Consider the following 25,443-nt stretch of genomic DNA (forward strand, 5'->3'; position numbering starts at 1 on the left):
CGCATGAGGATACACACAAGTGAACCACTCTGGACCTTTAGCCGGAATCCGGGTTGTCGATCTGACAGCCATGGTCATGGGCCCCTACTCCACCCAGATCATGGCCGACATGGGCGCCGACGTAATCAAGATTGAGCCGCCCGCCGGTGACCCGACACGCTTCGTCTCCCAGGGCGTGGAAGCGGGGATGAGCGGCGTATTTATCAACGTTAACCGCGGCAAGCGCAGCATGGTACTCGACCTTCGTAGTGAAGAAGGTAAAAAAGCACTGCGCGACCTGATTGCGGAGGCTGATGTCTTTATCCACTCCATGCGCGCCAAAGCCATCGCCAAACTGGGCTTCGCCTACGACGACGTTGCCGCCATCAAACCGGACATCGTTTACACCAACTGCTATGGCTACGGACGTCGCGGCCCCGATGCGGACAAGCCCGCCTACGACGACACCATCCAGGCGGAATGTGGCCTGCCATCCGTGCAGGAAGCGCTGACCGGCAAGGCCGACTACGTGGGCACCATCATGGCCGACAAGATCGCCGGCCTGACCGTGTTCTACGCTACCGTGCTGGCCCTGTTCCATCGCCAGCGCACCGGCGAAGGCCAGGAAGTTGAAGTGGGCATGTTCGAGACAATGGCCTCCTTCATGCTGGTTGAGCACGCCGACCGCGCCATCTTTGATCCGGCCATCGGTCCCGCCAACTACCATCGCGCCGTGGCCCCGAACCGTCGCCCCTACCAGACCAAAGATGGCCATATCTCGGCACTGGTCTATAACGACAAGCACTGGAACGCCTTTGTGGGTGCAGTGAAACCCGCCTGGGCCAGCGATGAGTTCGACACCCTGCAGAAACGCGCCAAACAGATCAACCTTGTCTATGGTCATCTGGGTGAGACCTTCAAGGAGCGCACCACCCAGGAGTGGCTGGACCTGCTCAACGAACTGAGCATCCCCTGCGCCCCGCTGCGTTCACCGGGCGAGCTGTTTGATAACGAACACCTCAATGCCGTGAACTTCTTTGAAACCATCGAAACCGCGGCGGGCAAAATCCGCTTCCCCGGCGTACCTACCTGGTTTTCCAAGACTCCGGGCAAAGTACACGGACCGGCTCCGACACTGGGCCAGCACACCAGTGAACTGCTGGAACAGCTGGGCGACGCCGCCAACGATGAGCCCATTTAAGGCAGTTGATATAGTTTCTCGATACATCTCTTAACTTATTGATTTTCTGGCCATTCGTGCGCCAGCCGAATATTGAAAGAGGAGCACTACGGTGGACTTTTCATTTACCGAAGACCAACAGAACATCCGCGATGCGGTTCTCAAGCACTGCTCCCAGTTCTCCGATGAGTACTGGCTGGAAGTAGACAAGAAGGGTGAATTCCCTTTCGAGTTTCATATGTCCATGGCAGAAGCCGGCTGGCTGGGTGTAGCCATGCCCGAGAGCGTGGGCGGCGCTGGTCTGGGTATCGCTGAGGCAGCGATCATGATGCAGGCCATCGCCGAATCCGGTGGCGGCATGACCGCAGCTTCCAGCGTTCACGGTCCGGTATTCAGCCTGGAGCCCATTGCCCTGTTCGGCACCGAAGAGCAGCAGCAGCGTATGATCCCGCCAATTCTCTCCGGCGAGCAGAAGATGTGCTTTGCAGTGACCGAGCCCAACGTTGGCCTGGACACCACCAAGCTCAAGACCCGCGCGGAAAAAGTGGAAGGCGGCTACAAGGTCAACGGCGAGAAAATCTGGATCACCAACGCCCATGTAGCCGACAAAATGATGCTGCTGGCCCGTACCACCCCGCTCGAAGAGTGCAAGCGCAAGACCGATGGTCTCTCCCTGTTCTTTACCGACCTGGATCGGACCAAGATCGAACACCGCCTGATCCCGAAAATGGGCCGTGCAGCGGTAGGCTCCAACATGCTGTTCATCAACGACCTGTTCATTCCTGAGGAGGATCGCATCGGCGGCGAAGGCGATGGTTTCAAAATCATCCTCAAGGGCCTCAACCCCGAGCGTATCCTGCTGGGCGCCGAAGCCGTCGGCCTGGGTCGCGTGGCCCTCAACAAAGCCTCCCAGTATGCCCGTGAGCGCGTGGTGTTTGATCGCCCCATCGGCATGAACCAGGGTATCGCCCACCCGCTGGCAAAGTGCTGGGCGCAGGTGGAAGCCGCCAACCTGATGGTGATGAAAGCCGCCACCCTGTTTGATAAGGGCGAAGACTGTGGCGTCGAAGCCAATACCGGTAAATACCTGGCCGCTGAAGCCGGCTTTGAAGCCTGCCACACCGCCATGCTTACCCTCGGCGGTATGGGCTACGCCAAGGAGTACCATGTGGAACGCTACCTGCGTGAAGTACTGATCCCGCGTACCGCACCGGTGAGCCCGCACATGATTCTCAATTTCCTGGCAGAAAAGGTTCTGGAACTGCCGAAGTCCTATTAAGCTTAAGCCCCCAGCAAACCTGGGGGCTGGTTATCTGCGACGGCAAACCAGCACTAAAATCATAATCGCCAGAGTATAGAAATAAGGATTAAATCAGATGAGCGACGTATTCAGCGCCCGTTCCTGGCTGTTCGCCCCCGGCGACAGCGAAAAGAAAATGCAGAAAGCCACCGACGGCAGTGCCGACATTGCCATCTTCGACCTGGAAGATGCGGTAGCCCCGGAAGCCAAAGCCACCGCCCGTGAAATGGTCGGCGCCTTCCTGCAAGCACAGCCAGCCGAAGCCAAGCACCGCCTGTGGGTGCGGGTGAACCCGCTGGATGGCGAGCATACCCTGCAAGATCTCGCGGCTATCATGCCCGGCCATCCCGGTGGCATCATGCTGCCCAAGGCCTTTGGTCGTCAGGACGTGGAACTGCTGAATAACTACCTCTCCGCCCTGGAAGTGGCGAACGGCATCGAGCAAGGCAGCACCAAGGTTATTGTGCTGGTAACCGAGACCGCCGAAGGCATGTACACCACCGGCGACTACAAAGGCGCACCGCGCGTAGTGGCCATGACCTGGGGCGCGGAAGACCTGGCGGACGCACTGGGCGCCAGCGAAAACCGCAACCCCGATGGCAGCTACGGTTTCACCTACGAGCTGGCCCGCAGCTTCTGCCTGATGGGCGCTTCCGTTGCCGGCGTGCTGCCTATCGAAACCATTCAGGGTGACTTCCGCGATCTGGACGGCCTGCGCAAGCGCGCGCAGAAAGTTCGTCAGGATGGCTACCGCGGCATGCTGGCAATTCACCCTGCCCAGGTGGATGTGATTAACGAAGCCTTCACACCGACCGAAGAAGAGTTGGCCGCCGCACAGGAAATCGTTGATGTGTTCGCAGCGAACCCCGGTGCCGGCACTATCGGCCACAATGGCGCCATGCTGGACCGCCCTCACCTGGCCCGCGCCCAGGCGCTGCTGGCCTTAGCTGGTAAAACCCAAGCAGGCCGATAAGGGCAGGACGGACACTCATGAAACATCTCAACAGCATCGACGAACTGGACCTGAAAGAGTTCCTGCGCCCCGGCGATCACATCATAATGGGTCAGGCCTGTGGCGAGCCCACCTCACTCGTGGAAGCACTGATTGCCCAGGGCAAGGAGATCGGCAACCTGTCGGCTTTTATCGCCACCAGCTTTTCCGGCCTGTTCCAGCCCGAAACGGCTGAGAGCTTCAAGCTCTACAGCATGGGTGCCATCGGTGCCCTGCGCTCCATGACCAAGGCCAATGCCCTGCAGGTGATCCCCATTCATGTGAGCCAGGTAGCTCCCATGATCGAAGCCGACATCATGCCCTGTGACGTCGCCTTTATTCAGGTCAGCCCTGCGGATGCCAGCGGCAACCACAGCTGCGGCCTGATCAGTGACTACGTACAGGCCGCTGTGGACAAGGCCCGTGTGGTCATTGCCGAGATCAACGACCAGGTACCGTTCAGCAACGGTGAGATGATCAACGCCTCCCGTATCGACGTGGCCGTGCATGTCTCCCGTGCTCCCGTACAGGTACCACCGGCCAAAATCAGCGAGCTGGACGAAGCCATCGCCCGCCACTGTGCCAACTACATTGTCGACGGCTCTGTCATCCAGACCGGCGTCGGCGCCGTGCCCGATGCCATCCTGCGCCTGCTGCACGACCGCAAGGACCTGGGTGTACACTCCGGCATGCTGGGCGACGGCCTGGTGGAACTGGTGGAAGCCGGTGTTATCACCAACGCCCGCAAAAAAATCGATACCGGTGTCTCCATCAACGGCGCATTGATCGGCAGCCAGAAGCTCTACGACTGGGCCAACAACAATCCGCTGATGCGTATGTGCGCCACCTCCTACACCCACGATGCCGCCGTACTGGCACAGGTGGACCAGCTGGTGACCATCAACTCGGCACTGGAAGTGGACCTCACCGGCCAGGCCAATGCCGAGCAGTCCGGCTCCGCCTACATGGGTGGCACCGGTGGCCAGGTGGACTTTGTTCGCGCAGGCGCCCGCTCCAAAGGCGGCCACTCCATTATCGCCCTGCCCGCTACCGCCAAGGGCGGCACCCTGAGCCGTATCTGTACCAGCCTTTCCGGCCCGGTCACCACTGCCCGTACCGATGTGGATGTGATCGTCACAGAGTTTGGCGCCGCAGAGCTGAAAGGCCAGTGCCTTGCAGAGCGCACCCGTCGCCTGATCGCCATTGCCCACCCGGATTTCCGTGAGCAGCTGGAGCGCGACGCCTACACCATTCAACAACGAGGTTTCTGATGAGCGACGCAGTACTGTTTGAAGGCCGCGAAGACGGCATTGCCATCATCACCATCAACCGCCCCGAGCAGCGCAACTGCCTGAGCCGCGAAGTCCGTGAAGGTCTGCGTGTCGCCTGGGAGCGTTTCGAAAACGACGATACCCTGCGCGTCGCCATTCTCACCGGCACCGGCGAGAAGGCCTTCTGTGCCGGTGGTGACCTGAAGGAGATGGTGGAGACCGGCATGCAAGTGCCGCCGCGGGATATGTTCCCCCTGCCCTACGACACCATTGAGCTCTCCAAGCCCACCATCGCCGCCGTCAACGGAGTGGCGTTTGCCGGTGGCTGGATGATCGCCCAGGCCTGTGACCTGTGTGTGGCCGCCAGCCACGCCAAGTTTGCAGTGACCGAAGTAAAAGTGGGTCGCAGCTCTCCCTGGGCCTCGCCGCTGATTCACATGATCCCACAGCGCATCATGATGGAGATCCTGCTCACCGGTAAGCCCATTACCGCCCAGCGCGCCTACGAAATCGGCCTGGTAAACCGTATTGCGGAGCCGGAAGAGCTGATGAGCAAGGCGCTGGAACTGGCCGGCGAAATCCTGGAAGGCGCACCACTGTCAGTGAAAGCTGCCCGCGAGACCGTAATGGTCTCAACGGAAATGGGTCGTGCTGCCGCACTGCAGGCCGCACGTCATGCGTCCGAGTACTGCTACCACAGCAATGATGCCCAGGAAGGACCCCGCGCCTTTGCCGAAAAGCGCAAGCCCAACTGGTCAGGTAAATAACTTCGATCCACTGTATGTGAGACGACACTCCGCTCGCTCAATAACATTCGCGCCCTCTTGATCGCGTAATAACAAAAGCGGGATAACACAATCCCGGAGCCAGCGGGTTGCCTGTCGCACGAATTAGTTTCCATCCTTGGCAGAAGAGGCCCCGCCTCTTCTGGTTTTTTTCCAGCGAAACACACGGGCAGCCAGCACCACTTCGCCCATCGTCGTTGTAAACTGTTGTGATTCCGGCAACCCGCCAGCGGACAACCCTGATAGGGATAACAGCGTCATGAAACACACCATCGATGTAGAACTGAGCGGTCACCTGGCCGTAATCCGTTTCCACAATCCACCCCTCAACTACGCCACCGTGGGCTTGCTCTCCAGCCTGGCAGACACACTGGAGCAACTGGATCACAACAACCAGGTACGGGCCGTCGTCCTGACCTCGGCACTGCAGGTGTTTTGTGCAGGCGCCAATCTGGCAGCAGAGAACGGCTTCGGAGCTTCCGGTGATGACCCGTTGCGGGAGTTTTACGATCAGGCCCTGCGGATTTACGCCTGCCGTAAACCCATTATCGCAGCACTGAAAGGCGCTGCGATTGGCGCCGGACTTGGGCTGGCACTGGCAGCTGACTTTCGCGTAGCCACACCGGCAGCACGCTTCTCCGCCAACTTCACCAAACTGGGCTTTCATCCCGGCTTCGGTCTTACCCACACCCTGCCGCGCACAATCGGCAGCCAGCGGGCTGCGGAGATGTTCATGACCTCCAACCGCTACAAAACCGTGGAGGTAGCCCCCTGGGGATTGGTGGATCGCATCGCCGAAGAAGGCAAGCTGCTGGAAACCGCTTGTGGCTTTGCCAATGAAATTGCCGTCAACGCCCCACTGGGACTACTGGCCACCCGCGCCACATTGCGCGCTGGCCTGCTGGAGAGTGTACGCGCCGCTATTCTGGTGGAACACGCAGAGCAGCTGAAACTGCAGCCCACCGAGGATTTCGCGGAAGGCGTGAAGGCCATGGCCGAGCGTCGCGATGGCGTCTTTAGCGGGCGTTAATCCAACAACCCGAATAACCAAAACCATCAGGAACCCCCATGAGCGATAACAACACACCCCGCCACGAGGTACTGCTACCACCAGACTGGAGCGACGAAGCCCGTGACGCACTGGGCCAGTTCCCCGGCGCCATGAACTTCGTGGTCAAGGGCTGGGACGACAACGGCTATGCGGTGCGTGGCACCAACATGCTCGGCGCGGCCGCCAACTTCCCCGCCCTGACCAAAGCCTTTATGGCTTACAACAACCAGGTAGTGACCAATAGCAGCATCACCACCAGGGAGCGGGAAATCATCATCCTGCGTCTCGGCTGGCTGGCAAAGTGCGAGTATGAGTACGTGATGCACCTGATCCTGGGGCGCCGGGCAGGCCTCACTGACGCCGAGATCGCAGCCATAGAACAGGGCCCGGACAGTGAAGGTTTGACGCCGGAAGATGCTGACCTGGTGCGCATGACCGATGAAGTGCTGCGCGACTGCCGCATCAGCGACACCACCTGGCAGCGCCTGGCCGGCCGCTACACGGCCAACCAGATTATGGACATGATCTTCCTGGTGGGTTGCTACAATGTGTTGGCGATGTACATCAACACCTTCCGCATCCCGGTAGAAGAGAGTGAGCCGGCGCTCGACGAAGATGTGCGCGCCAGAATGATGGGGCAGTCCTGAGCGGGACTCCACATAACACCAAAATTAAAAATCCGGACAGATTTTTACGGCGCTGAGTTGTTTTTCGTCAATTGCGTGCCGCCACAGACAAATATTTGCAACTTGTCCGTACTAATAAAATCTGTTTTTGTTGATCTGGAGGACCTCGGGGGGTATCCTTGGTGCGCTTTAAGGTTACCGCCTTTGGCGCCACCCACGGCAGTTGGCTACAGTATTCTGATCATGTGGACCTTAATAAGTCCGGATAACTGCAGTAGCCCCGGTGCCCGCTTAGTCAACAGTGCGCAACACCGAACAAGATACACACTGAATAATCAACGACGAGGTTAGCTAAACCATGACCGTTAAAGTTTATGAGCGAATTCTTGAGCTCTTCGAAGCCGAAGGCGTAAAGGCAATTTTTGGTATCCCTGATCCAAACTTCGTCCACATGTTTGTCGCCGCAGAGAAGCGTGGCTGGACTGTGGTAACCCCACACCACGAACTGGCTGCCGGTATGATGGCAGAAGCCTACGCTCGCATGAACGGCACCCCAGCCCTGTGTATTTCTACCCTGGGCCCAGGTATCGCTCTGAACGCCGGCTCTATGATGAACTCACTGGTAGAAAACTCCCCGGTTATCTACATGGGTGGCCAGCGCGCCCGTATCACCGAGCGTCGCGTACGTCGTGGTCGTATTCAGTTCATCCAGCAGGAATCCCTGTTCAAGAACTCCGTGAAGTGGAGCGCCTCCATTGAATACGCCGACCAGACTGACGAAATCATCCGTCAGGCATTGCGTGTATGTCAGTCCGGCACCCCGGGTCCTGTGTACATTGAGTACCCTGCCAACGTCATCCTTGAAGATCTGGACGTACCACCTGCACTGCCACCATCAGCCTACCGTCTGGTAGAGCCAGGTGCCGATGGCGCCCAGGTTGCAAAAGCCATTGAACTGATCAAGAACGCCGAAAACCCGATCCTGCTGGTAGGTCATGCTGTACAGTGCACCCGCGCCGGCCAGAAGATCCGTGAACTGGCTGAGCTGATGGGCTGCCCTGTCATCCAGACTTCCGGCGGTACTGCGTTTATCGAAGGTATCGAAGACCGCACCTTCCCTTACATGTTCTCCGAAGTGGCCAACGAGATCGTTACCAAGTCCGACGTTGTTGTCGCTATTGGTACCGAAATCGGTGAGCCTGTGCACTACGGTGTGGGCATGTACTGGAAAGAAGGCAAAACCGATCGCAAGTGGATCTACGTTGAGCTGGACGCCGAGGCCATCGGCCAGAACCGTCCTATCGATGTACCACTGGTAGGTGACCTGCGTACTGTTGTACCCCAGCTGTCTGCTGGCCTGAAAGATGCGCCACGCGCCGAGCACCCTGAGCTGGCTCGCTGGGTCGAGGAAGACAAAGAGCGTCTGGCTGCACTGGCTGTTCAGGACTTCTCTACCCCAAGTGGCCGTATGCACACTGGTGAGTGGGTTATCGAAGCCACCAAAGCCATGCCTGAGAACGCGATCCATGTGCGTGACGGCGGCTGTACCGTGATCTTCACCTGGACCTACCTGCAGAGCAAGCCACGCGACGTGATCTGGAACCAGAACTTCGGTTGTCTGGGTACCGGTCTGCCATACGCTGTAGGTGCTTCTATCGCTGACGGTTGCAAGCGTCCTGTACTCTTCACCACCAGTGACTCCGCCTTCCTGTACCACATTGCGGAACTGGAAGTGGTTCAGCGCTTCAACATGCCAATGGTTATCGTTGTGGGCGTGGACAACTCCTGGGGCCTGGAAGTGGGCGTGTACAAGCGTACCTTCGGCCACGGCAACACCACCGAGCCAGGCGTACACTGGAGCAAGAAAGTACGCTTCGACGAAATCGCCCGCGGCCACGGCTGTGAAGGCATGTACGTCGAGAAAGGCGAGGAGCTCGGTGCGGTTATCGAAGCGGCGTTTGCCAGCGGCAAGCCAACCGTTATCCACGTGCCAATCTGCCCAACCGTGAACCACGGTGGTAACGAAAACAAAGATACCCCGAACTACGAGCGCTTCCGTACCTGGTACGCCGAAGGTCAGCAGTAAGTTCTAATGAACTCTGGCGAGTAGCCATCCCGCTTCGGCAGGATGGTTTTTAAAGCGGCAAGTCTTCGGACTTGCCGCTTTTTTATTGCCCGGAGAAAAAGGTTAATTCCAGCGTAGCTGGAAGAAAGTCTCGCCCGGGGCGGCAGCAGGCCCGTGCCACCGCCGACAGAAATCTTAATTGAGAGCAGCAAGGTCTTCGCGCCTGAATACAGCTGGCTCGTCCCCTGCCCTGACCTTGTTGGCCCACTCCGGATCAGAGATCAACGCACGACCCAGCGCCAACGAATCGAACTCACCTTTTGCCATTCGTTCGGCCGCCTCGTAGTAGTTCTTCTCCACGGTAGCGCCACCGATACTCAACGAATTGAAGAGGCTGTCGGACAGGCCTATCCCTCCAACCGCCATCGACGGTTTACCACTCAGCTTTTTCGCCCATGCCGCCAGGGGTAACGGCGACCCTTCAAAGGCCGGCTTATTGAAGTAAAGAGTGCTGGCATCAAACATATCAACGCCGGCATCGGTCAACATGGCCAGCATAACGCCGAGCTCTTCCGGTGTTTTGGCAATCTGTGCATCGAAGTCCTGCTGTTTCCACTGACCAAAGCGGAACAGGATGGGCATTTCCGGCCCAATGGCCGCGCGAATCGCGCGTACAACTTCCACAGCAAAGCGGCTGCGACCCGCCATATCACCACCGTAACCATCTGTACGCCGATTGGTCTCCGGCCAGAGAAAACTATCGATCAGGTAGCCGCTGGCGCCATGAATAGCAATGCCGTCAAAACCGATTTCTTTGGCAACCGCCGCGCTGCGGCCGAAAGCCGAGACTACGTCACTGATATCTTCCTCGGTCATGGTTTTGTGTGGACGCGCGTAAGCCTCCATGTACTCGGCATGGGCATTGGTTCGCCTGTCCGTCGGGCCCCAGGTCCCTGACGGGCTGACACTCTCAGCTTCGGGAAAAGGACCGGTGCCCGGCAACCTGAATGGTCCCTGATGCCACAACTGGGGAAAAATAAAGCCACCGCCAGCGTGTACTTCATCTACCACCTTTTTCCAGCCAGCAATTGCTGCGTCGCCGTAGAGTACCGGAACGCTCTCAGCAGAACCCGCACCAATACCAACAGAGGCCGGATGATCAATACCAACCCCTTCGCTGATAAGCAGAGCGGTACCACCCTCCGCCCGGCGACGGTAATAAGCAGCCACCTGATCTGTGGGCACATTGCCGGGGCAAAACCCCCGGGTCATGGGTGCCATCGCCAGGCGGTTGTGCAGTGTTAAGCCATTCAGCTGTAACGGTTGGAACAGTGGAGCCAGATCGTCCAGATTGTGCATAGCCATCTACTCATTATTGGTTTTTTGTGCGATTGATGCGGGCCTTTTCATGCCCGGTAACGACGGAATGTTGAGCAAATTGTACCGGGAAATGTACTGACGAAAACGACACGGCCCTTACAGAAACGCTAAAAACTGTAAAGCACAGGCCCTGGGGCTATGTCCCAGGCGGTCCACGTGTATTGTCGGAGGCATAAAAAAGCCACCACTACCGGGGCAGTGGTGGCAGGAAACGCGTATGGCGTTACGCGTAAGGGGTGAAACGTTTACTGCATATAACGGCCACCATTCACGCTCAGGGTGACGCCGGTGACGTAGCTGGACGCCTCTGATGCGAGAAAGGAGACGGCGTTGGCGATATCGGCGGGCTGACCAACACGCTGCACAGGAATGGTATTTTTTACATATTCATCAATACTGCCCAGTCGCTCTTCCATGGACTGCAGGCCGGCGGTATAAACCGTGCTCGGTGGAATATTGTTGACGGTAATTCCCATAGGCGCCACTTCGCGCGCCAATGCCTTGGTGTAGGCAATAACAGCGCCCTTGGTTGCAGCGTAGTGCACCATACGAGGCGCACCGGACTGGGCACTGGATGACGAGATATTAATCACCCGCCCCCACTTGGCATCGATCATGTCACCAATCACGGCCTGGGTGCAGAGGAATGTGCCTTTGGCATTAATATCAAACACTCTCTCCCACTCATCCTCCGTGATGTCGACAAAGCTTTTCTCCGGAGAGATACCCGCGTTGTTGACCAATATGGCGACAGGTCCCAGCGCTTCACGCACCTTGGCCGCCGCGGCATCCACCTGCGCCTTGCTGGATATATCCACTTCACAGGCGATCGCATTCACGCCCGCGTCACGCAGTTCAGCTGCCACCTGCTGGGCAAGGCCGATGTTGCGATCCCACACGGCGATGTCAGCACCATCACGGGCCAGGAAGCGGCAAATCTCGGCGCCAAGACCTTCAGCACCGCCAGTCACCACGGCTACTTTTTTTGTCGAAAATGTCATTGTTATTACCTATATGTGTGAGTGAATGAGGTGGAGAAATCAGGCAAACGCCTCTGTACCCATAATGGTTGTGCGGTGCATCAGGCGGCCGGAGTCCACGGTGTAGCGATGGGCGCGGTGCAACACGCCGGGGTTGTGGAAAATCACCATGTCGCCCTTGGACCAGTGATGGCGATAGCAGAATTGGGGCTGGGTACACCACTCCAGCAATTCCGCCAGCAAAGCACGCCCCTCCTCCACATCCATGCCAACGATATGATCAGCAGTAGAACCAATTACCAGCGAGGTGTGACCGTTGGACTGCTTCCACACCAGCGGCTGTTCGGTGGGAGGGCCATCGCGCAACCAGCGCTGCAAATCGATAACGGTGGGATTTTTAAAGTAACGCAGGTTGGCGGCCGCTGCGCAGTGCACCACACGCAGGTTTTCGATTTTTGCTTTCATCTCTGCAGGCAAAGCTTCATAAGCCGCATACAAATTACAAAATTCGGTGTCACCACCACTGGAGGGCGGCACCACACATTTCAGGTTGGTAGCTTTTGGCGGCACTTCATAGGTGGTGCCATCCATGTGCCAGTGTTCGTTGGAATGCACGTAGTCGAGAAATTTGGCCTTGGTGGGATCCAGTGTGACGGGGTAGATACCTAACTTATCGGCCTCGTCTTTCTTCTCGCCGGTAAATTTGGACGCCTTGGTTGGCCCAAGACGGTTGCTGAATTCCACCTGGTCGGCGTCACTCAGGTTTATTTCAGGAAACACCAGTACGCCGTACTCGTTCAGCGCCGCCAGGCACTGTTCGGCTACACCTTCATCCAGCAGGTGGCTGGCAGAAACCAGGACCCGCGCGCCCATATCGGGGGAAATTTTTTCAATCTGTACATCGCTCATCGTTTCGGTCACTCGTCGTTATTGCTGAAGCACAGGGCCTACACCTGAGTGTAGAACCGCTTTGAGTGAAACGATGTTAGAAAGCCGGTAAAAGATTCTCCAAACAGATCTTTCTGGATTTCGCGTATGCGAAACCTGAAACAACTACACTGATGACGACCGAACCAGCTGCCATGACCTGTGAGGCTGTCAGGTTGCTGAAAGGAAAACCGGCCTGAAACCCATATTACCCGCAAAGCGGGCCATCCAGACCAGTATGCAGTGGCCACCTGAAGAGCTTGCGCTAATTCGATTTAAGGCGCTCAATCACCAGACGCAGGGCCTGGACATAGCTGTCGAGGTTGCGTTCAATGCGACCGAGGGGGCCGATGATGCCAATCGCCAGTGTCTTGCCCCGTAACTCCATGGGAATGGCAATCCCCATAACGTCAGAGTTGCGCTCGCCGCGGGAGACGAAATAACCATCCGACAAGCCTTGCTTGATGCTGTTCTCAAGGTCACGGATACGAGTCAGCGTTCGGTCGGTGAAACGGGTTAACGGCAGTGCCTTGATCAGCCGCTCCCTGGCGGCCGGTTGCAGTGATGCCAACAGCGCCTTGCCCAGGGCACTGGCGTGCAGAGGCTTCAGGTCGCCGACACTGGCGTTGTAGCGAATGGTGTGGGAGCCCTCAAACACATCCATATAGACCACCTCCTTGCCCTCCAGCATCCCCACCACGATGCTCTCCCCTGTGGCATCGCGGATACGGCGCAATTCCAGGTGCACCTTCTCCTTGATTGGGTTGAATTCGTTGATGCGGTTGGCGGTGTTGAGGAGACGCCTGGATGGGTAGTAGCGCTTACCGTCGTCCAGCACCAGCAGGAAGCCGAGCTCAATCAACGTCTGCACCAGTTCATGACAGCTGCTGGGTGGCGCGCCCACCCCGGCGCCCAATTCGGACAGCGTCAGTGGCCGGCGCTCCTCGGCAAACAGCGAGAATAGCTGCAGCGTTCGCGCAGCAGACTTAACAATCTTCATGACCGATCCTCTCTACCGGCGCTGCCAGACATCAGGCGCGACGAGCCGGATTCTGCTGGTGGAACTCCGCCACCGCCTTCTGCAGCAGCTCACCCAACTCGTCGATACGACTGCCAATGCGCGATTCCGGCCCCCCAAGGGCCAACGCAGTACGCCGGCCCTCCAGATTGAAAGGCACGGCGACCCCTGCAACGCCAGGTGCGTAGATGGCCATGTTGATATGCCAACCACGACCTGTGCCCCGCTCGATCTCCTGTGTCACCGACTCCGGGGTCATGAACGTATCCTTCTCATACTTCTGGTAGCGGATACGTTTCAACACTGCCTCAACCTCTGACTGCGGGTACTGAGCCAATATGGCGCGACCACCGGCGGTGACATGGATGGGCAGACGCTGGCCGACGTTGGCAATAAAGCGAATATCCGCGGATGACTCCACCACATCCTCAAACACCGCACTGCTCCCTTCCGCCCGCACCAGAAACAGCGTTTCGCCGGTCTCCCGCGCCAGCCGTTCCAGCAGCTGGTGGACCGAGAGCGGGATTGGCTGCGCCCCTACCAGGGTTTGCCCCATATGCAGCCACTTACTGGTTGGGTAGTAGCCACCGCGGGCCTTGGGCTGGTAGAGGAAATCATACTCGACCATGGTCTCGACAATGTTGAAAGCGCTGGATCTGGGCCAGCCCAGCTCAGCGACGATTTCGGAGACCGAGAGGGGTTTCTGGCACCGGACGAAAAGATCCATAAGTGCGAAAAGGTTTGCAATCTGCTTGACAAGCATCGGACCACCATAGAATAGTGTCTGGAAATGTGGATATAAAGATCCAGTATATTGGACTTTATGGAAAGAGCAACCCCCGAAAACGGAGAGTTGCGAATCACATGGCACCGCACAATAACCGATAGTAAATCGATAACACGCAACAAGGAGAGACACGATGGCTCTAGGCAAGGTTCTTGACCCCACTGCCGTGCGCAGCGATGACATTACCTCACCGGGTCCTGACGCGGGCCCACTGGCTGGCAAGACTGTTGGCTTCCGGCTCGACGAAATCTGGCGCGCCTGGGACTGGATCGCCGAGATCTGGGCTGCAGAATTCCGCGCGGCAGGCGCCGAAGTAAAATTCTGGCGCTCGCATCAGGGTCGCACTGGCACCGAAGGCGAAAAAGTCGCTCGCGAGCTGGAGGAGTTTCTGGCATCCATCGATGTGGCCGTTGTTGGGCTGGGCAATTGCGGCTCCTGCACGGGCTGGACGATTCGCGATGCGCTAGCCGCAGCCGCCAAGGGCCTGCCCACCACCGCTGTTTGTACCGAAGTGTTTGACGAGCTCGGCCATCAGCTGGCGGCCCGCGGCGGTCGCTCCGGTCTGCGCATCCATATTCTCCCCTACCCGCTGAACGAGAAGCAGCGCCACGAGGTAGAACCCGTCGCTCACGAATATTTCCAGGGCATGCTGCAAACCATGGGCGCAACACTGTCCCAGAGTAAGGAGAAGGTAGGATGAAACGAGGTATTGCCACTCAACAACACACCGAGCAGAAAGTCGTAAACCTGCGTGACTGCGGCGAAGCCGGCTGCGAGCTGGACTGGCTCTCCAGTAAAACCGTCGAAACCGAAATCGATGATGTAATGCAGTTTACCCGGTTCGCCATGCAACAGGGCTGGGGCGACGGCCTGCCTCTGATCCCACCGACAGAGGCCCGTGTACGTGCTTTCCTGGGCGCCAATAACCGCTATGCCGACGAGGTTATCTGTCACCTGCCCCCCACCGATGCCGACTGCACCGTGGAGAAGATCGCCATCAACGCCGTGATGGCCGGTGCACCTGCGGAATCCATGCCGCTGATTATTGCAGCCCTCGAAGGCATGGCAGATCCGGACTTCGAACTGTTTGGCCTGAACGCCACCACCGCGCCGGTAATTCCACTGACACTGGTCAACGGTGACATTCGCAACAAGCTGGATATCCCATACCAGCATGGCTGTCTCGGCGGTGCTGCCTCCATGTCCACCGCCATTGGTCGCACCATCCGCTTGCTGGTGCGCAACGTGGCGGGCCAGGTCGCTGGTGTTACCAGCCAGACCACCTTTGGATCACCCGGACGTGTTGCCGGTATTGTCTTTGGTGAATGGGAAGAGCGCTCCCCGTGGGCACCATTTGCCGAGCGTCGCGCCGGCATCAAAGGCGATGCGGTGTCGGTCTACGGCACCATGGGCACCCAGAACATTATCGACACCACCTCCCAGACCGGCCCGGAGTTCCTGGAAATGATTGGTAAGTCCCTTGCCTATCCCGGTGCCAATGGTTTCTCCCCGGCCATGCCCTTTGCCGAGATGATGGTAGCCATCAATCCGGTATGGGCAGAGATCATCCATCGCGATGTGCCCAACCTGGAAGATGTGCAGGAGCTGATCTGGAAGCATGCCAGCATCGACGCCAATCACCTGACGCCACAACATCTGAATCAGCTGGAAGCTCAGAACCGTGTAATCAACGGCCGTGTGTTTGTTTCGGTAGAGCCCAAGGATGTACTGGTGATCTGCTGCGGCGGCACCGGTGGCCTGCACGCCACCGGCTTCCACAGCTTCGGCTCCTGCATCACCCAGACTCGTGCGATTGTGCCCGGGCCTGAGCAACACTGAGGCACCGAACGTATCGCTTATTCCTTCTCGTCATCGAGAGCAGAGCGTGGCGATCCATGTTTACTGCCAGACCTGGGATACAGAGGCAAACATGGATTGCTTCGCGGCCGAAAAGCGCCGCTCGCGATGACGGGGTTGAGTTATCAGCAGCGCGAAAACCGGTAAACTCAATACCACCGCAGGTAGCAACGAATACAATTTACGATTTTTTGGGGCGCAGCGATCCATGCTCGCCCTGCCATCTGGAAAACCCTCAGAGATTTACGGAGAACACCCAATGACCGTCTTTTTATACGAACGTGTGCTGCAGCTGCTGGAAGCCGAAGGCATCAAGACCCTTTTCGGCATTCCTGATCCCAGCTTCTTCCACATGTTCAATCGCGCTACCGATCGCGGCTGGCAGGTCATTGCTCCCCACCACGAAGAGGCCGGTGCCTTTATGGCGGAAGCCACCTGGCGTATGACCGGCATTCCAGGCGTCGTGGTTGGTAACCAGGGCCCCGGCGTTGCCAACCTGGTACCTGCGGCCATTAATGCCGCCAAGGAAAACGCGCCGATGATCTTTATCGGTGGCCAGCGTGCACAAATTGCCGCCCGCCGCGTACGTCGCGGGCGCATCCAGTACACACCACAGTGGCGTTACTTTGAAGAAGCCATGAAATACACCACCGTGGTTGAGTACCCGGAACAGCTCGACGAAATTATCCATGAGGCCTTTAGGCAGGCACTAACCGGCACACCGGGTCCGGTCTATATCGAGATCCCCATGAACGCCATGATGGCAGACCTCGGCGATCTGCCTGCGCCACTGACACCCGCCGAGTATCGGCTGATGCATCAGCCGGCACCGGCACAAGCGATCAACAGCGCCACCGACCTGATCCGCGCAGCAAAACGGCCAATCATGCTGGTTGGCCAGGGCGCTTTTACCGCACGCGCCCATGAATCGCTGGCGGCACTGGCAGACAACCTGCAGTGCCCCATCATTCACACCTACCCTATCAGTTCGTTTCTGCCTGGCTCGGAAGAGCGTACATTCCCCTGCGGTTTTTCACCTGCCGGTGCTGCCGCCGTATCCAACTCTGACCTGGTGATTGCCATCGGCAGCGAGCTGGGGGAACCCATACAGCATGGTGTCGGTGGGCATTGGGCCAAGGGCTGCACCGACCGCAAGTGGATCTATATCGAGCGCGATCCGCAGGCCTTTGGCGTCAACCGTTTTATTGACGTGCCACTGTTGGGCGATCTTCGCGATGTCGTGCCACAGCTGGTGGATGCGCTGCAAGATGAGCCACGGGCAATGCCCGATCATGTGAAAGAGTTGATCGAAATGCACAGGCAGCATCGTGCCGAATACCAGACCAAGGCCCCGGTGCAGCAGCCCCTGCATCCAGGCCGCATGATGGTGGAAGCCACCCGTCACATACCCGAAGATGCAGTGTTTGTCCGCGACGGTGGTGCCACCAGCATCTACACCTGGACTTACGCGCAGGTGACGCCGGAGGACTCCATCTGGAACCAGAACTTCGGTCACCTCGGCACCGGCCTGCCCTACGCGATTGGCGCCCAGTTAGCCGTGGGGAACCAGCGCCGTGTTTTCCTGGTCAGTGGTGATTCCGCCTTCCTGTTCCACACATCGGAGCTGGAGACCGCCGTACGCAAAAACCTGCCGGTCATTTGTATTGTTTCCTGCGACTACGCCTGGGGTGTTGAGGTACGTGGCTACCGCGGCATGCTGGGCGAAGGTACCTCCGAGACCGAAGCACACTGGGGACACCACCTGCGTCTCGACAAAGTTGCCGAAGGTTACGGAGCACACGGTGAGTACGTTGAACGCGAGGAAGATATTGGCCCGGCTATCCAGCGCGCACTGGCCAGTGGCAAGCCAGCCGTGATTCAGATCCCTGTTGATGGTGACGCCAATGCCCGCGATGTACCGGGACACGAAGAGTACTCCACCTGGTACAACGACTTCTGGTATTGATCCGCGCCATACGGAGCCCGGCGCCATGGAAAACGCCGGGCCGATCTTTAAGTAACTTAACCGCCGCGGCTGCAGCAGAGTGTTAGACTCGTCAGCCAGACTGAGTTTTCAGCCTGTCACAATCATAAAAATTATCGGAGTTTCTCATGGCAGCAGCCGGCTCAAAGACCGCCTGGGTACAGGTATTTCTCGCCACACTGGCCCAGGCAATTTGCGCGGGTACTGTCTTCACTGCCTACGGCGTGATTGCAGCTCCTCTGAAGGCGGAGTTTAACCCCAGTAACATGGTGCTGATGCTGGGTATGACCGTGATCTCCCTCTGTTCCGGAGTACTAAGTCCCATGCTTGGGGCTGCTGTGGATCGCTACCCCATTCGCAAGTTGATGGTCACCGGCCTCGGATTGCTGAGCGCCGGCCTGTTATTGCTGTCCGTGGTGCAGAACATGGTGCAGGCCATTCTCGTTTACGGCACCTGTATGGCCGTAGCCAGTGTACTGCTCGGCCCTATTGCCACCTCTGCCCTGCTGGCCCGCTGGTTTACCGCCCGTCGTGCGCTGGCCATGGGGATCGCATCCGCCGGTGCGGCACTTGGTGGTTTTGTATTTCCTCCCCTGTTGCAGTACCTGTTGAGTGACATGGGCTGGCGCACCGGCTTGCAGGCTTACGCCATTGTCCTGCCACTGCTGACGGCGCCGCTGTTTTTGCTCCTGCTGCGGGATCGGCCCACTGCAGAATCGAGTCCACAGGCCACAGCGGCAGCCCAACCACAGGTGAAAACGCTGACCACCAAAGAGGTGCTGGCTGATGCCAACTTCTGGTTGCTGGCGTTTGTTGTCGGCTGCCTGTTCGCCGGCCCTCTGGCCATTGTCAGCAACCTTATGCAATTAGCCGCTGAAAAGCAGATAGCCGCAGCCCAGGCTGCCTTTCTCCTGTCCCTCTTTTCCGTTGCCGGCTTCATTGGTAAACCGCTCATAGGCGCCATCGCTGACCGCATTACCGCCCGTGTGGCGCTGATGCTGGTCATCCTTGGCGTAGGCACGGGTGTGATCACACTGTTGAGCGCCCACACCTATGGCGTGATGATGATTGCCAGTGTACTCATCGGCTTTTTCGCCGGCCCGGCTTCGTTGCTGTGGAGCGTCATCCTCGCCCACACCTACGGGCCACAGAATATCGGCAGAATCATGGGACTGATGAATCTCACCTTCCTGCCACTGACACTCAGTTCGCCGCCACTGTTTGGCTATCTGTTCGACACCTTCGGTACCTATCAGATTGCACTGGCCGGCTATGCGGTCTTACTGCTGGTGATACTCGGAGCCACCATGCTGCTGAAAGTGAAAGCCGCCCAGGTCAGTGCACTGCCCGCCGGGGCCGCCAGCAGCTAATCGTTTCACGACATCAAATTGCACCAAACAGGAGTAACGTCTGCATGCAGTTGAATAATCAGGTCGCCATCGTCACTGGCGGCGGTCGCGGTATTGGCCGTGGCATTGCCAACAAACTGGCCGATCATGGCGCTACGGTTGTTATCGCCTCCACTTCCATGGAGCCCGCACAAATAGTGGTAGCCGAAATCGAAGCCAAAGGCGGACGTGCGCTGGCACTGCAAACAGACGTCAGTGATTTCGACAGCGTGCGGCAAACCGTAGCCACCACCATCGAACGCTTCGACCAGATCGACATTCTGGTGAACAACGCCGGAGGCAGTGCCCGGGGGCGCATGTCACTGTTCTGTGACTCGGAGGAAGACACCTGGGATTACGTACTGGGTACGAACCTGAAAGGTGTGTTCTACACCTGCCGCGCCGTGATTAACCACATGCAGGATCGGGGTCACGGCAGTATCGTTAATATCGGCTCCGTAGCCGGTATGATCGGCCTTGCCAGCCAGGTCGATTACTCCGCCGCCAAGGGCGGTGTGATTGCGTTTACCCAGGCGCTGGCGAAAGAGACTTCCAAACACAACGTACGTGTTAATTGCGTGTCACCAGGCCCGGTAAGCAGCGAAGCCGGCCGCTCCATCCCGCCGGAGATGCGCAAAAACCTGGCGATGAATGCGCTCAGCGAATCCACCGGTTTTGGTCATTTTGCCGAGCCTGATGACATTGCCAACCTGGTGGCGTTTCTCGCCAGCAGCGATGCCAAGTTTATTACCGGGCAAAACTATCCGGTGTGCGGGTTGATGAATTTGGGATTGAATGTGCCGTTGGGGGGTTGAGTCATTCACAACTGAACCTGCTCAAAATATAGTGTCACCCGACGCTCACGCTTTCTCCCAAGTCGTCACTCCCGCGCAGGCGGGAGCCCATGGCTGGGGATTCGACACCTGGATTCCCGCCTACGCGGGAATGACGTAAATCCAGATTGAGGTAATTCAACGTCAAACAATAAAAAAGCCCGCTTTAAAGCGGGCTTTTTCGTGACTGGCTGACAGCGCTCACGCCTCTGGCGCAAAGCCCGGCATGCTTTTGATTTCCAGATATTCGTGGAAACCAAACTCACCCCACTCACGACCGTTACCGCTGCGCTTATAGCCGCCGAACGGTGCGTTAAAGTCGAAGCCGTTGTTGATGTAGACACAACCGGTGCGCATGCGACGGGCAACCGCGCGACAGGCTTCCAGATCCACACCACCGACGTTACCTGCCAGACCAAACGGTGAGTCATTGGCGATACGAATGGCGTCATCAATGTCGTCGTAACCGAGGATGCACAGTACCGGGCCAAAGATCTCTTCACGGGCGATGACCATGTCGTTGGTCACATTGGCAAATACGGTTGGTTTGACATAGAAGCCCTTGCTCAGACCTTCCGGACGACCCAGACCACCAGCAATCAGCTCGGCGCCTTCGTCGACACCTTTCTGGATGTAGCCCTGAATCAGGTCAAACTGGCCAGCAGACACCACCGGGCCCATGGCAAAGTCGCCATTAGGATCACCAACGGTGACCGTTGCGGCAGCACTGCGGGCTGCTTCAATCACTTCTGCCATTCTCGCTTTAGGCACCAGCATACGTGACGCAGCGCTACAGGTTTGGCCAGAGTTCACCATCATGGTGATAACGCCACCGCTAACATTGTTCAGCAGCTCGCTGTCATCCAGCAGAATATTGGCGCTCTTGCCGCCCAGCTCCTGACCAACGCGCTTAACGCCTTCGGCAGCCGCCTTGGCAACCTGAACACCAGCACCTTCAGAGCCGGTAATGGAAACCAGATCCACTTCCGGGTGCGATGCCATAGCCATACCGACCACAGAACCCTTGCCCTGGATCATGTTGAACACACCAGCAGGTACACCGGCGGCATCGATGATTTCAGTCAGCACCTGGGCAGAGTAATGAGACTCCTGCGACGCCTTCATAACAACGGTACAACCCGCGGCAATAGCCGGGAATACTTTTACCGCGATCTGGTTTACCGGCCAGTTCCACGGTGTGATCATGGCGCACACACCGATAGGCTCGTGACGGATCATGGTCTGGCCACGCAGTTCTTCAAACTCGAAGTTTTTCAGGACTTCTATCGCGGTATTCAGGTGACCGGTACCCAGCATCAGGTGGAAACCGCTCGCCAGCGCCTTCGGGGCGCCCATTTCATCAGTGATGGCCTGGGCCAGATCCGCAGAGCGCTTCTCATACTCAACCGCAATGCGCTGCAGCACGTCAAGACGCTCTTCCTTGGTCGATTCGGACCAGGTAGCGAACGCCTTGCGTGCAGCCATAACAGCACGATCCACGTCCTTTTCAGAACCCAGGGCAATGGTGCCGGAAGGCTCTTCCGTCGCGGGATTGATGGGATTGACGGTTTTCATCTCGATCGGGTCGACCCACTGACCGTCGATGTAGAACTTCAGGTATTCGCGCATGTTCGCATCCCTCTGGGTGTCATTATGTTCAGGCGCACTATTCTAATAAAAAACCGTGCGGCGGGGACAGACCCACCACACGGTTTAGCGCGCAGGTTACCACTTCGCCTTAGTAGGCTTTTTCCGCTTCAGCACCGTAGCCGGCCTTGAAGTCGGTGTACCAGGACTTGAACTCCTCATAGTTGGGAGCGTCCATGGCGTTGGCGTATGGCTCTACCGGCACCTGGATAACGGTAGGCTTGCCTTCGGCACGGGCACGCTCGATAGCACGCTCAACCGCAGGGCCGATATCCGCTTCCGCCTCGACGTACTCACCGTAGGCACCGTAACCTTCGGCGATCTTGTCGAAACGTACCCAGTTACCCCAGTGACCTTCGGTCTCAGGGGAATCCGGACCCACCTGCTTCTTCCAGCAGCCCACTTCCAGGCCCCAGGCGTAGTCACAGGCTACCACGGTAACGATTGGCAGCTTCTTACGCACTGCGGTCTCCAGCTCGTTGAGGGAGAACTGGAAGGAGGAGTCACCGGTCACGAAAACCACAGGACGCTTGGCGTCGGTGGCCAGCGCAGCACCAATAGCGTATGGCAGGCCGGTACCCAGGTGGCCGGTGTTCTGGTTCCACACCAGGTCTTCCGGCTTGTACTGGGTGTAGGTCCAGCCATAGATGGTGGTGGAGCCGCCGTCGGCCGCGTAGATGGCGTCGCCCGGAATCACTTTGGTCGCTTCCACGATCAGGCGTGCAGGGTGTACCGGTGAACCGCCGGTTGGGACTTCGGCCACCAGTTTGGCTTTCCACTCTTTCTGCATCACTTTCCAGCTGGCGAACTCTTCGGAGCCGGTGCGCTGGAAGTCGCCCAGGGCGCCAATCAACTGAGGAATAACATCGCGCATGCAACCTACCAGAGGCGCATCGATGGGTCGGTTAACCCGCATGGCAGCGGCGTCACGGTCGATGTAGACCCACTTGCGGTCTGCATCGCCCTGCTCCCAGTGACGGCCGATACCCATGTGTACGGGCTCGCCCAGCTCGGTACCGATGGCGATACAGAGGTCAGACTCGCTGGCAGCGGCGCGGCCAGCGGGAGAGAAGCCGTAGGCAAAGGTGCGATCTTCCTGACCCTTGATGGTCATTGCACAGCCGGAAGTCTGCAGGATCGGGCAGTCCAGCTTCTCGGCCAGCTCCGCCACCAGGGCGTGAGAGCGGGAGGTGAACATGCCCTGCCCCACCAGCATCACAGGGTTCTTCGCACCCTTGATCAGCTCTACCGCTTTCTCGATCATGGTGCCGCTGGCGGCCTGCTCGGTCAGGCGGTACTGGTCCGGAGTCTGTACCGGTGGCCAGTTGAAGGTTTCGTGGATCACGCTCAGTGGCAGCTCAACGTAAACAGGTCCAGGCTTGCCGGTGGTGCACTGGCGGATCGCTTCGCGAATAATTTCGTCAGTCTGGTCAGGCTCTTCGATGATTGCCGCGTACTTCACCAGTGGACGGAACATCTCCAGCTGGTTCAGGTACTGGATACGACCCACGCGGGCGCGCTGGTTGGCAGTGCGTGAACGGTTGCCACCGAAGAAGATGGTTGGGGAACCCTCTTTCTTGGCCACGATCATGGCGCTGGCCAGGTTGGCAATGCCGGGACCCTGGGTACCAAAACAGACACCGGGCTTACCGGTCATGCGGGACCAGGCGTCCGCCATGAAGGCACCGTTCTGCTCGTGGTGAGGGGCGACGACTTTCCAGCCGCGCTGCTCACACACCATAGCCATGTGAATGAAACCGGGGTCAGGAATACCAAACAGGGCATTGATTCCCTCGGCTTCCAGCAAATGAACGATACGCTCATGAACAGGTACGGACATAACTCATCTCCAATGTGTATCTGGCGAGTGAATCCCCCTTGCGGGGGATCCCTTTTTTAGTGTGTTGCTTTTGTTATCACCGGCTGATGCCGGCGTTGGTTTCTCATACTCAAGTGAGCAGTTTCTCTGCTTCTTTTTTGGGTCGATCTTGTAGATCAACTCTTCTTGATCAGTTTGGGCTGACCACGACCTTCCAGCACACGAGCCAAGTGGCGGTGCATGTTGGTGATCTTCTGCTCCTGGTGTGGATTCGGCAGCGTGCCGCGGAAGCCTTTGGACTTCATACCTTTCTGCACGAACTCCATGTTGGCAAAATCCTGCGCCAGCACCATGCCCCACTTCTCGCTGGATGGTTCGGCGTAAACCCACTCGGTCTGTGGCTCTTCGCCTTCCGGGTAGCGCTCCAGCGCGTAGGACTCAAAGATGCACTTGTTGGGATCATCACCATAAGGACGTACGCGGTAGCACAGGGCAAAGGTACGGCCGTGAAGGATGGTCTGGTTGGGGAACAGGCTCCAGGCCAGCCCGGATTCCGCCTGCTGCTCCGGGGTGATCTCCGGCCAGATAACACCGCGCGCGGCGTCGTCGGCTTTGGCAGAGGCCATCCAGTGCGCCATGACTTCGGCAACCGGGGTACCTTCAGGCAGCTCGTCTTGCAGGCGTTTGGCAGCATTCACCAGGGTGTCGGTGGAGGCGGCGTAGTTAACAGTCTCGTAGTTTTCGCGGGCCAGCTCGTAGGTAGAGATGCGCGGATCGCCCAGGCCTGCACGGGCAACACCCGTGCTCTGGCTGGTTTTCTGGCTCGCATCTTTCTCGTCGAAGCCACTCACGCCGTGCAGGCCATAGGGCTTGCTGTAAGCGTAGTACTTGCCGTACTTGAGCAGCTGGGTATGGGTGCCGGCTACGTGGTAAGGCTCCATGAACGCTTCAATGGCGGTTTTCCAGTTACAGGGGTAAACCGCCCACTGGCGCCACTTGTAACGCATCTTGTCGAACTGGAACGGTGACAGGATTCGATCCACGTCACCGAGGAACTCGCTCAGCGATTCGCAATCCTTGGTGAAGTTAACGTAGATCCAACCCATCCAGGTGTCGAGATTTTCCACCGGCGTTAGACAAGTCAGGGACTTGTTCAGCACGCCCTGCCAATCTTCCTCGTCAAGGATGCCGATGTTTTCGCCTTCCAGGTTGAACTGCCAACCGTGGAAGCCACAGACAAAACTCTTCTTGCGGCCACGCACGCAGTTCTGGTCGTCCGGGGTGCTGATCAGCTGGCGGCCACGGTGCGGACAGACGTTGTAATAGGCTTTGATGGTGTCTTCTGCGGTACGGATGATAACGATCGACTCATCGCAGATGTTGTAGGTGATGTAATCACCAATGCGTGGAATATCTTCCAGACGGGCAGCCATCTGCCAGGTGTTGGGCCACAGCAGCTCTTTCTCTTTGTCCAGGTATTCTTTGGACAGGAAAGCATCGACCGGATAGGTCAATGGCTTGGCCAGGTCCTCATCAGACAGAGGTCCGTGATTGTCGTCTGTAGGTATACTCATA

General features: G+C 58.0%; 22 protein-coding genes. 13 read left to right on the forward strand and 9 right to left on the reverse strand.

Annotated features, from left to right (window positions below; genetic code table 11):
- Positions 1–19 precede the first annotated feature (19 nt).
- The 5 genes from GSF27_RS03360 to GSF27_RS03380 all read left to right on the forward strand — a co-directional run bounded on the left by GSF27_RS03360 (position 20) and on the right by GSF27_RS03380 (position 5,488).
- A complete protein-coding gene (locus tag GSF27_RS03360) occupies positions 20–1,180 on the forward strand; it encodes a CoA transferase (RefSeq protein ID WP_160965693.1) in 1,161 nt (386 codons plus the stop codon).
- 91 nt (positions 1,181–1,271) lie between these two features.
- Positions 1,272–2,438, forward strand: coding sequence for an acyl-CoA dehydrogenase family protein (locus GSF27_RS18070; protein ID WP_160965695.1), 1,167 nt, complete (start codon positions 1,272–1,274; stop codon positions 2,436–2,438).
- A gap of 97 nt (positions 2,439–2,535) precedes the next feature.
- Positions 2,536–3,432 carry a CoA ester lyase gene (locus GSF27_RS03370; RefSeq protein WP_160965697.1) on the forward strand — a complete coding sequence of 299 codons (897 nt, stop codon included), beginning with the start codon at positions 2,536–2,538 and terminating at the stop codon, positions 3,430–3,432.
- A gap of 17 nt (positions 3,433–3,449) precedes the next feature.
- The gene (locus GSF27_RS03375; RefSeq protein ID WP_160965699.1) at positions 3,450–4,721 is read left to right on the forward strand and encodes an acetyl-CoA hydrolase/transferase family protein; all 1,272 of its coding nucleotides are present in this window, start codon (positions 3,450–3,452) and stop codon (positions 4,719–4,721) included.
- Complete coding sequence (locus tag GSF27_RS03380) at positions 4,721–5,488, forward strand: enoyl-CoA hydratase/isomerase family protein (protein WP_160965701.1); 768 nt, start codon at positions 4,721–4,723, stop codon at positions 5,486–5,488. The genes GSF27_RS03375 and GSF27_RS03380 overlap by 1 nt, the downstream gene beginning before the upstream one ends.
- 123 nt (positions 5,489–5,611) lie before the next feature.
- Here GSF27_RS03380 and GSF27_RS03385 read toward each other — a convergent pair whose 3' ends face one another.
- Positions 5,612–5,767 (reverse strand): hypothetical protein, encoded by a 156-nt coding sequence (locus GSF27_RS03385; protein ID WP_160965703.1) that lies wholly within the window; start codon positions 5,765–5,767, stop codon positions 5,612–5,614.
- On the opposite strand from GSF27_RS03385, the gene GSF27_RS03390 reads away from it, so the two are divergent.
- The 3 genes from GSF27_RS03390 to GSF27_RS03400 all read left to right on the forward strand — a co-directional run bounded on the left by GSF27_RS03390 (position 5,766) and on the right by GSF27_RS03400 (position 9,269).
- Positions 5,766–6,536, forward strand: coding sequence for an enoyl-CoA hydratase/isomerase family protein (locus GSF27_RS03390; RefSeq protein WP_160965705.1), 771 nt, complete (start codon positions 5,766–5,768; stop codon positions 6,534–6,536). The two genes, GSF27_RS03385 and GSF27_RS03390, sit on opposite strands and share 2 nt — an antisense overlap.
- 38 nt (positions 6,537–6,574) lie before the next feature.
- A complete protein-coding gene (locus tag GSF27_RS03395) occupies positions 6,575–7,204 on the forward strand; it encodes a carboxymuconolactone decarboxylase family protein (protein ID WP_160965707.1) in 630 nt (209 codons plus the stop codon).
- Positions 7,205–7,541: 337 nt separating this feature from the next.
- The gene (locus tag GSF27_RS03400) at positions 7,542–9,269 is read left to right on the forward strand and encodes a thiamine pyrophosphate-binding protein (protein ID WP_160965709.1); all 1,728 of its coding nucleotides are present in this window, start codon (positions 7,542–7,544) and stop codon (positions 9,267–9,269) included.
- A gap of 174 nt (positions 9,270–9,443) precedes the next feature.
- Here the strand turns inward: GSF27_RS03400 and GSF27_RS03405 are convergent, their stop codons facing one another.
- From GSF27_RS03405 to GSF27_RS03425, 5 genes are all read right to left on the reverse strand, one after another.
- Entirely contained in the window at positions 9,444–10,607 is a 1,164-nt protein-coding gene (locus tag GSF27_RS03405) for an NADH:flavin oxidoreductase (RefSeq protein ID WP_160965711.1), read from the reverse strand.
- Positions 10,608–10,873: 266 nt separating this feature from the next.
- Positions 10,874–11,629: an SDR family NAD(P)-dependent oxidoreductase gene (locus tag GSF27_RS03410; protein WP_160965713.1), complete on the reverse strand. Its 756-nt coding sequence runs from the start codon at positions 11,627–11,629 to the stop codon at positions 10,874–10,876.
- Between the two features lie 39 nt (positions 11,630–11,668).
- A complete protein-coding gene (locus GSF27_RS03415) occupies positions 11,669–12,517 on the reverse strand; it encodes a TauD/TfdA family dioxygenase (RefSeq protein WP_160965715.1) in 849 nt (282 codons plus the stop codon).
- Between the two features lie 283 nt (positions 12,518–12,800).
- Positions 12,801–13,535, reverse strand: a complete 735-nt coding sequence (locus GSF27_RS03420) for an IclR family transcriptional regulator (protein WP_160965717.1) — start codon at positions 13,533–13,535, stop codon at positions 12,801–12,803.
- Between the two features lie 31 nt (positions 13,536–13,566).
- Positions 13,567–14,523 (reverse strand): IclR family transcriptional regulator, encoded by a 957-nt coding sequence (locus GSF27_RS03425; RefSeq protein ID WP_370462553.1) that lies wholly within the window; start codon positions 14,521–14,523, stop codon positions 13,567–13,569.
- On the opposite strand from GSF27_RS03425, the gene GSF27_RS03430 reads away from it, so the two are divergent.
- The 5 genes from GSF27_RS03430 (at position 14,474) to GSF27_RS03450 (ending at position 20,384) form a co-directional block, all read left to right on the forward strand.
- Entirely contained in the window at positions 14,474–15,040 is a 567-nt protein-coding gene (locus tag GSF27_RS03430) for a hypothetical protein (protein ID WP_160965721.1), read from the forward strand. The two genes, GSF27_RS03425 and GSF27_RS03430, sit on opposite strands and share 50 nt — an antisense overlap.
- Positions 15,037–16,179 carry a hypothetical protein gene (locus GSF27_RS03435; protein ID WP_202410250.1) on the forward strand — a complete coding sequence of 381 codons (1,143 nt, stop codon included), beginning with the start codon at positions 15,037–15,039 and terminating at the stop codon, positions 16,177–16,179. Before GSF27_RS03430 ends, GSF27_RS03435 begins: the two co-directional genes overlap by 4 nt.
- Positions 16,180–16,456: 277 nt before the next feature.
- Complete coding sequence (locus tag GSF27_RS03440; protein WP_160965723.1) at positions 16,457–18,163, forward strand: thiamine pyrophosphate-binding protein; 1,707 nt, start codon at positions 16,457–16,459, stop codon at positions 18,161–18,163.
- A 146-nt stretch (positions 18,164–18,309) separates the two neighbouring features.
- Entirely contained in the window at positions 18,310–19,551 is a 1,242-nt protein-coding gene (locus GSF27_RS03445) for an MFS transporter (RefSeq protein ID WP_160965725.1), read from the forward strand.
- A gap of 44 nt (positions 19,552–19,595) precedes the next feature.
- A complete protein-coding gene (locus tag GSF27_RS03450; RefSeq protein WP_160965727.1) occupies positions 19,596–20,384 on the forward strand; it encodes an SDR family NAD(P)-dependent oxidoreductase in 789 nt (262 codons plus the stop codon).
- A gap of 219 nt (positions 20,385–20,603) precedes the next feature.
- On the opposite strand, the gene GSF27_RS03455 is transcribed toward GSF27_RS03450, so the two are convergent.
- The 3 genes from GSF27_RS03455 to GSF27_RS03465 all read right to left on the reverse strand — a co-directional run bounded on the left by GSF27_RS03455 (position 20,604) and on the right by GSF27_RS03465 (position 25,442).
- Positions 20,604–22,031, reverse strand: coding sequence for an aldehyde dehydrogenase family protein (locus tag GSF27_RS03455; RefSeq protein WP_160965729.1), 1,428 nt, complete (start codon positions 22,029–22,031; stop codon positions 20,604–20,606).
- Between the two features lie 109 nt (positions 22,032–22,140).
- Positions 22,141–23,889: a thiamine pyrophosphate-binding protein gene (locus GSF27_RS03460; protein WP_160965731.1), complete on the reverse strand. Its 1,749-nt coding sequence runs from the start codon at positions 23,887–23,889 to the stop codon at positions 22,141–22,143.
- Between the two features lie 155 nt (positions 23,890–24,044).
- Positions 24,045–25,442, reverse strand: coding sequence for an SRPBCC family protein (locus GSF27_RS03465; protein WP_160965733.1), 1,398 nt, complete (start codon positions 25,440–25,442; stop codon positions 24,045–24,047).
- Between the last annotated feature and the right edge of the window lies 1 nt (position 25,443).

It is taken from the genome of Pseudomaricurvus sp. HS19, from assembly GCF_009857815.1.
In the GTDB taxonomy this organism is placed as follows: Bacteria; Pseudomonadota; Gammaproteobacteria; order Pseudomonadales; family Cellvibrionaceae; genus Pseudomaricurvus.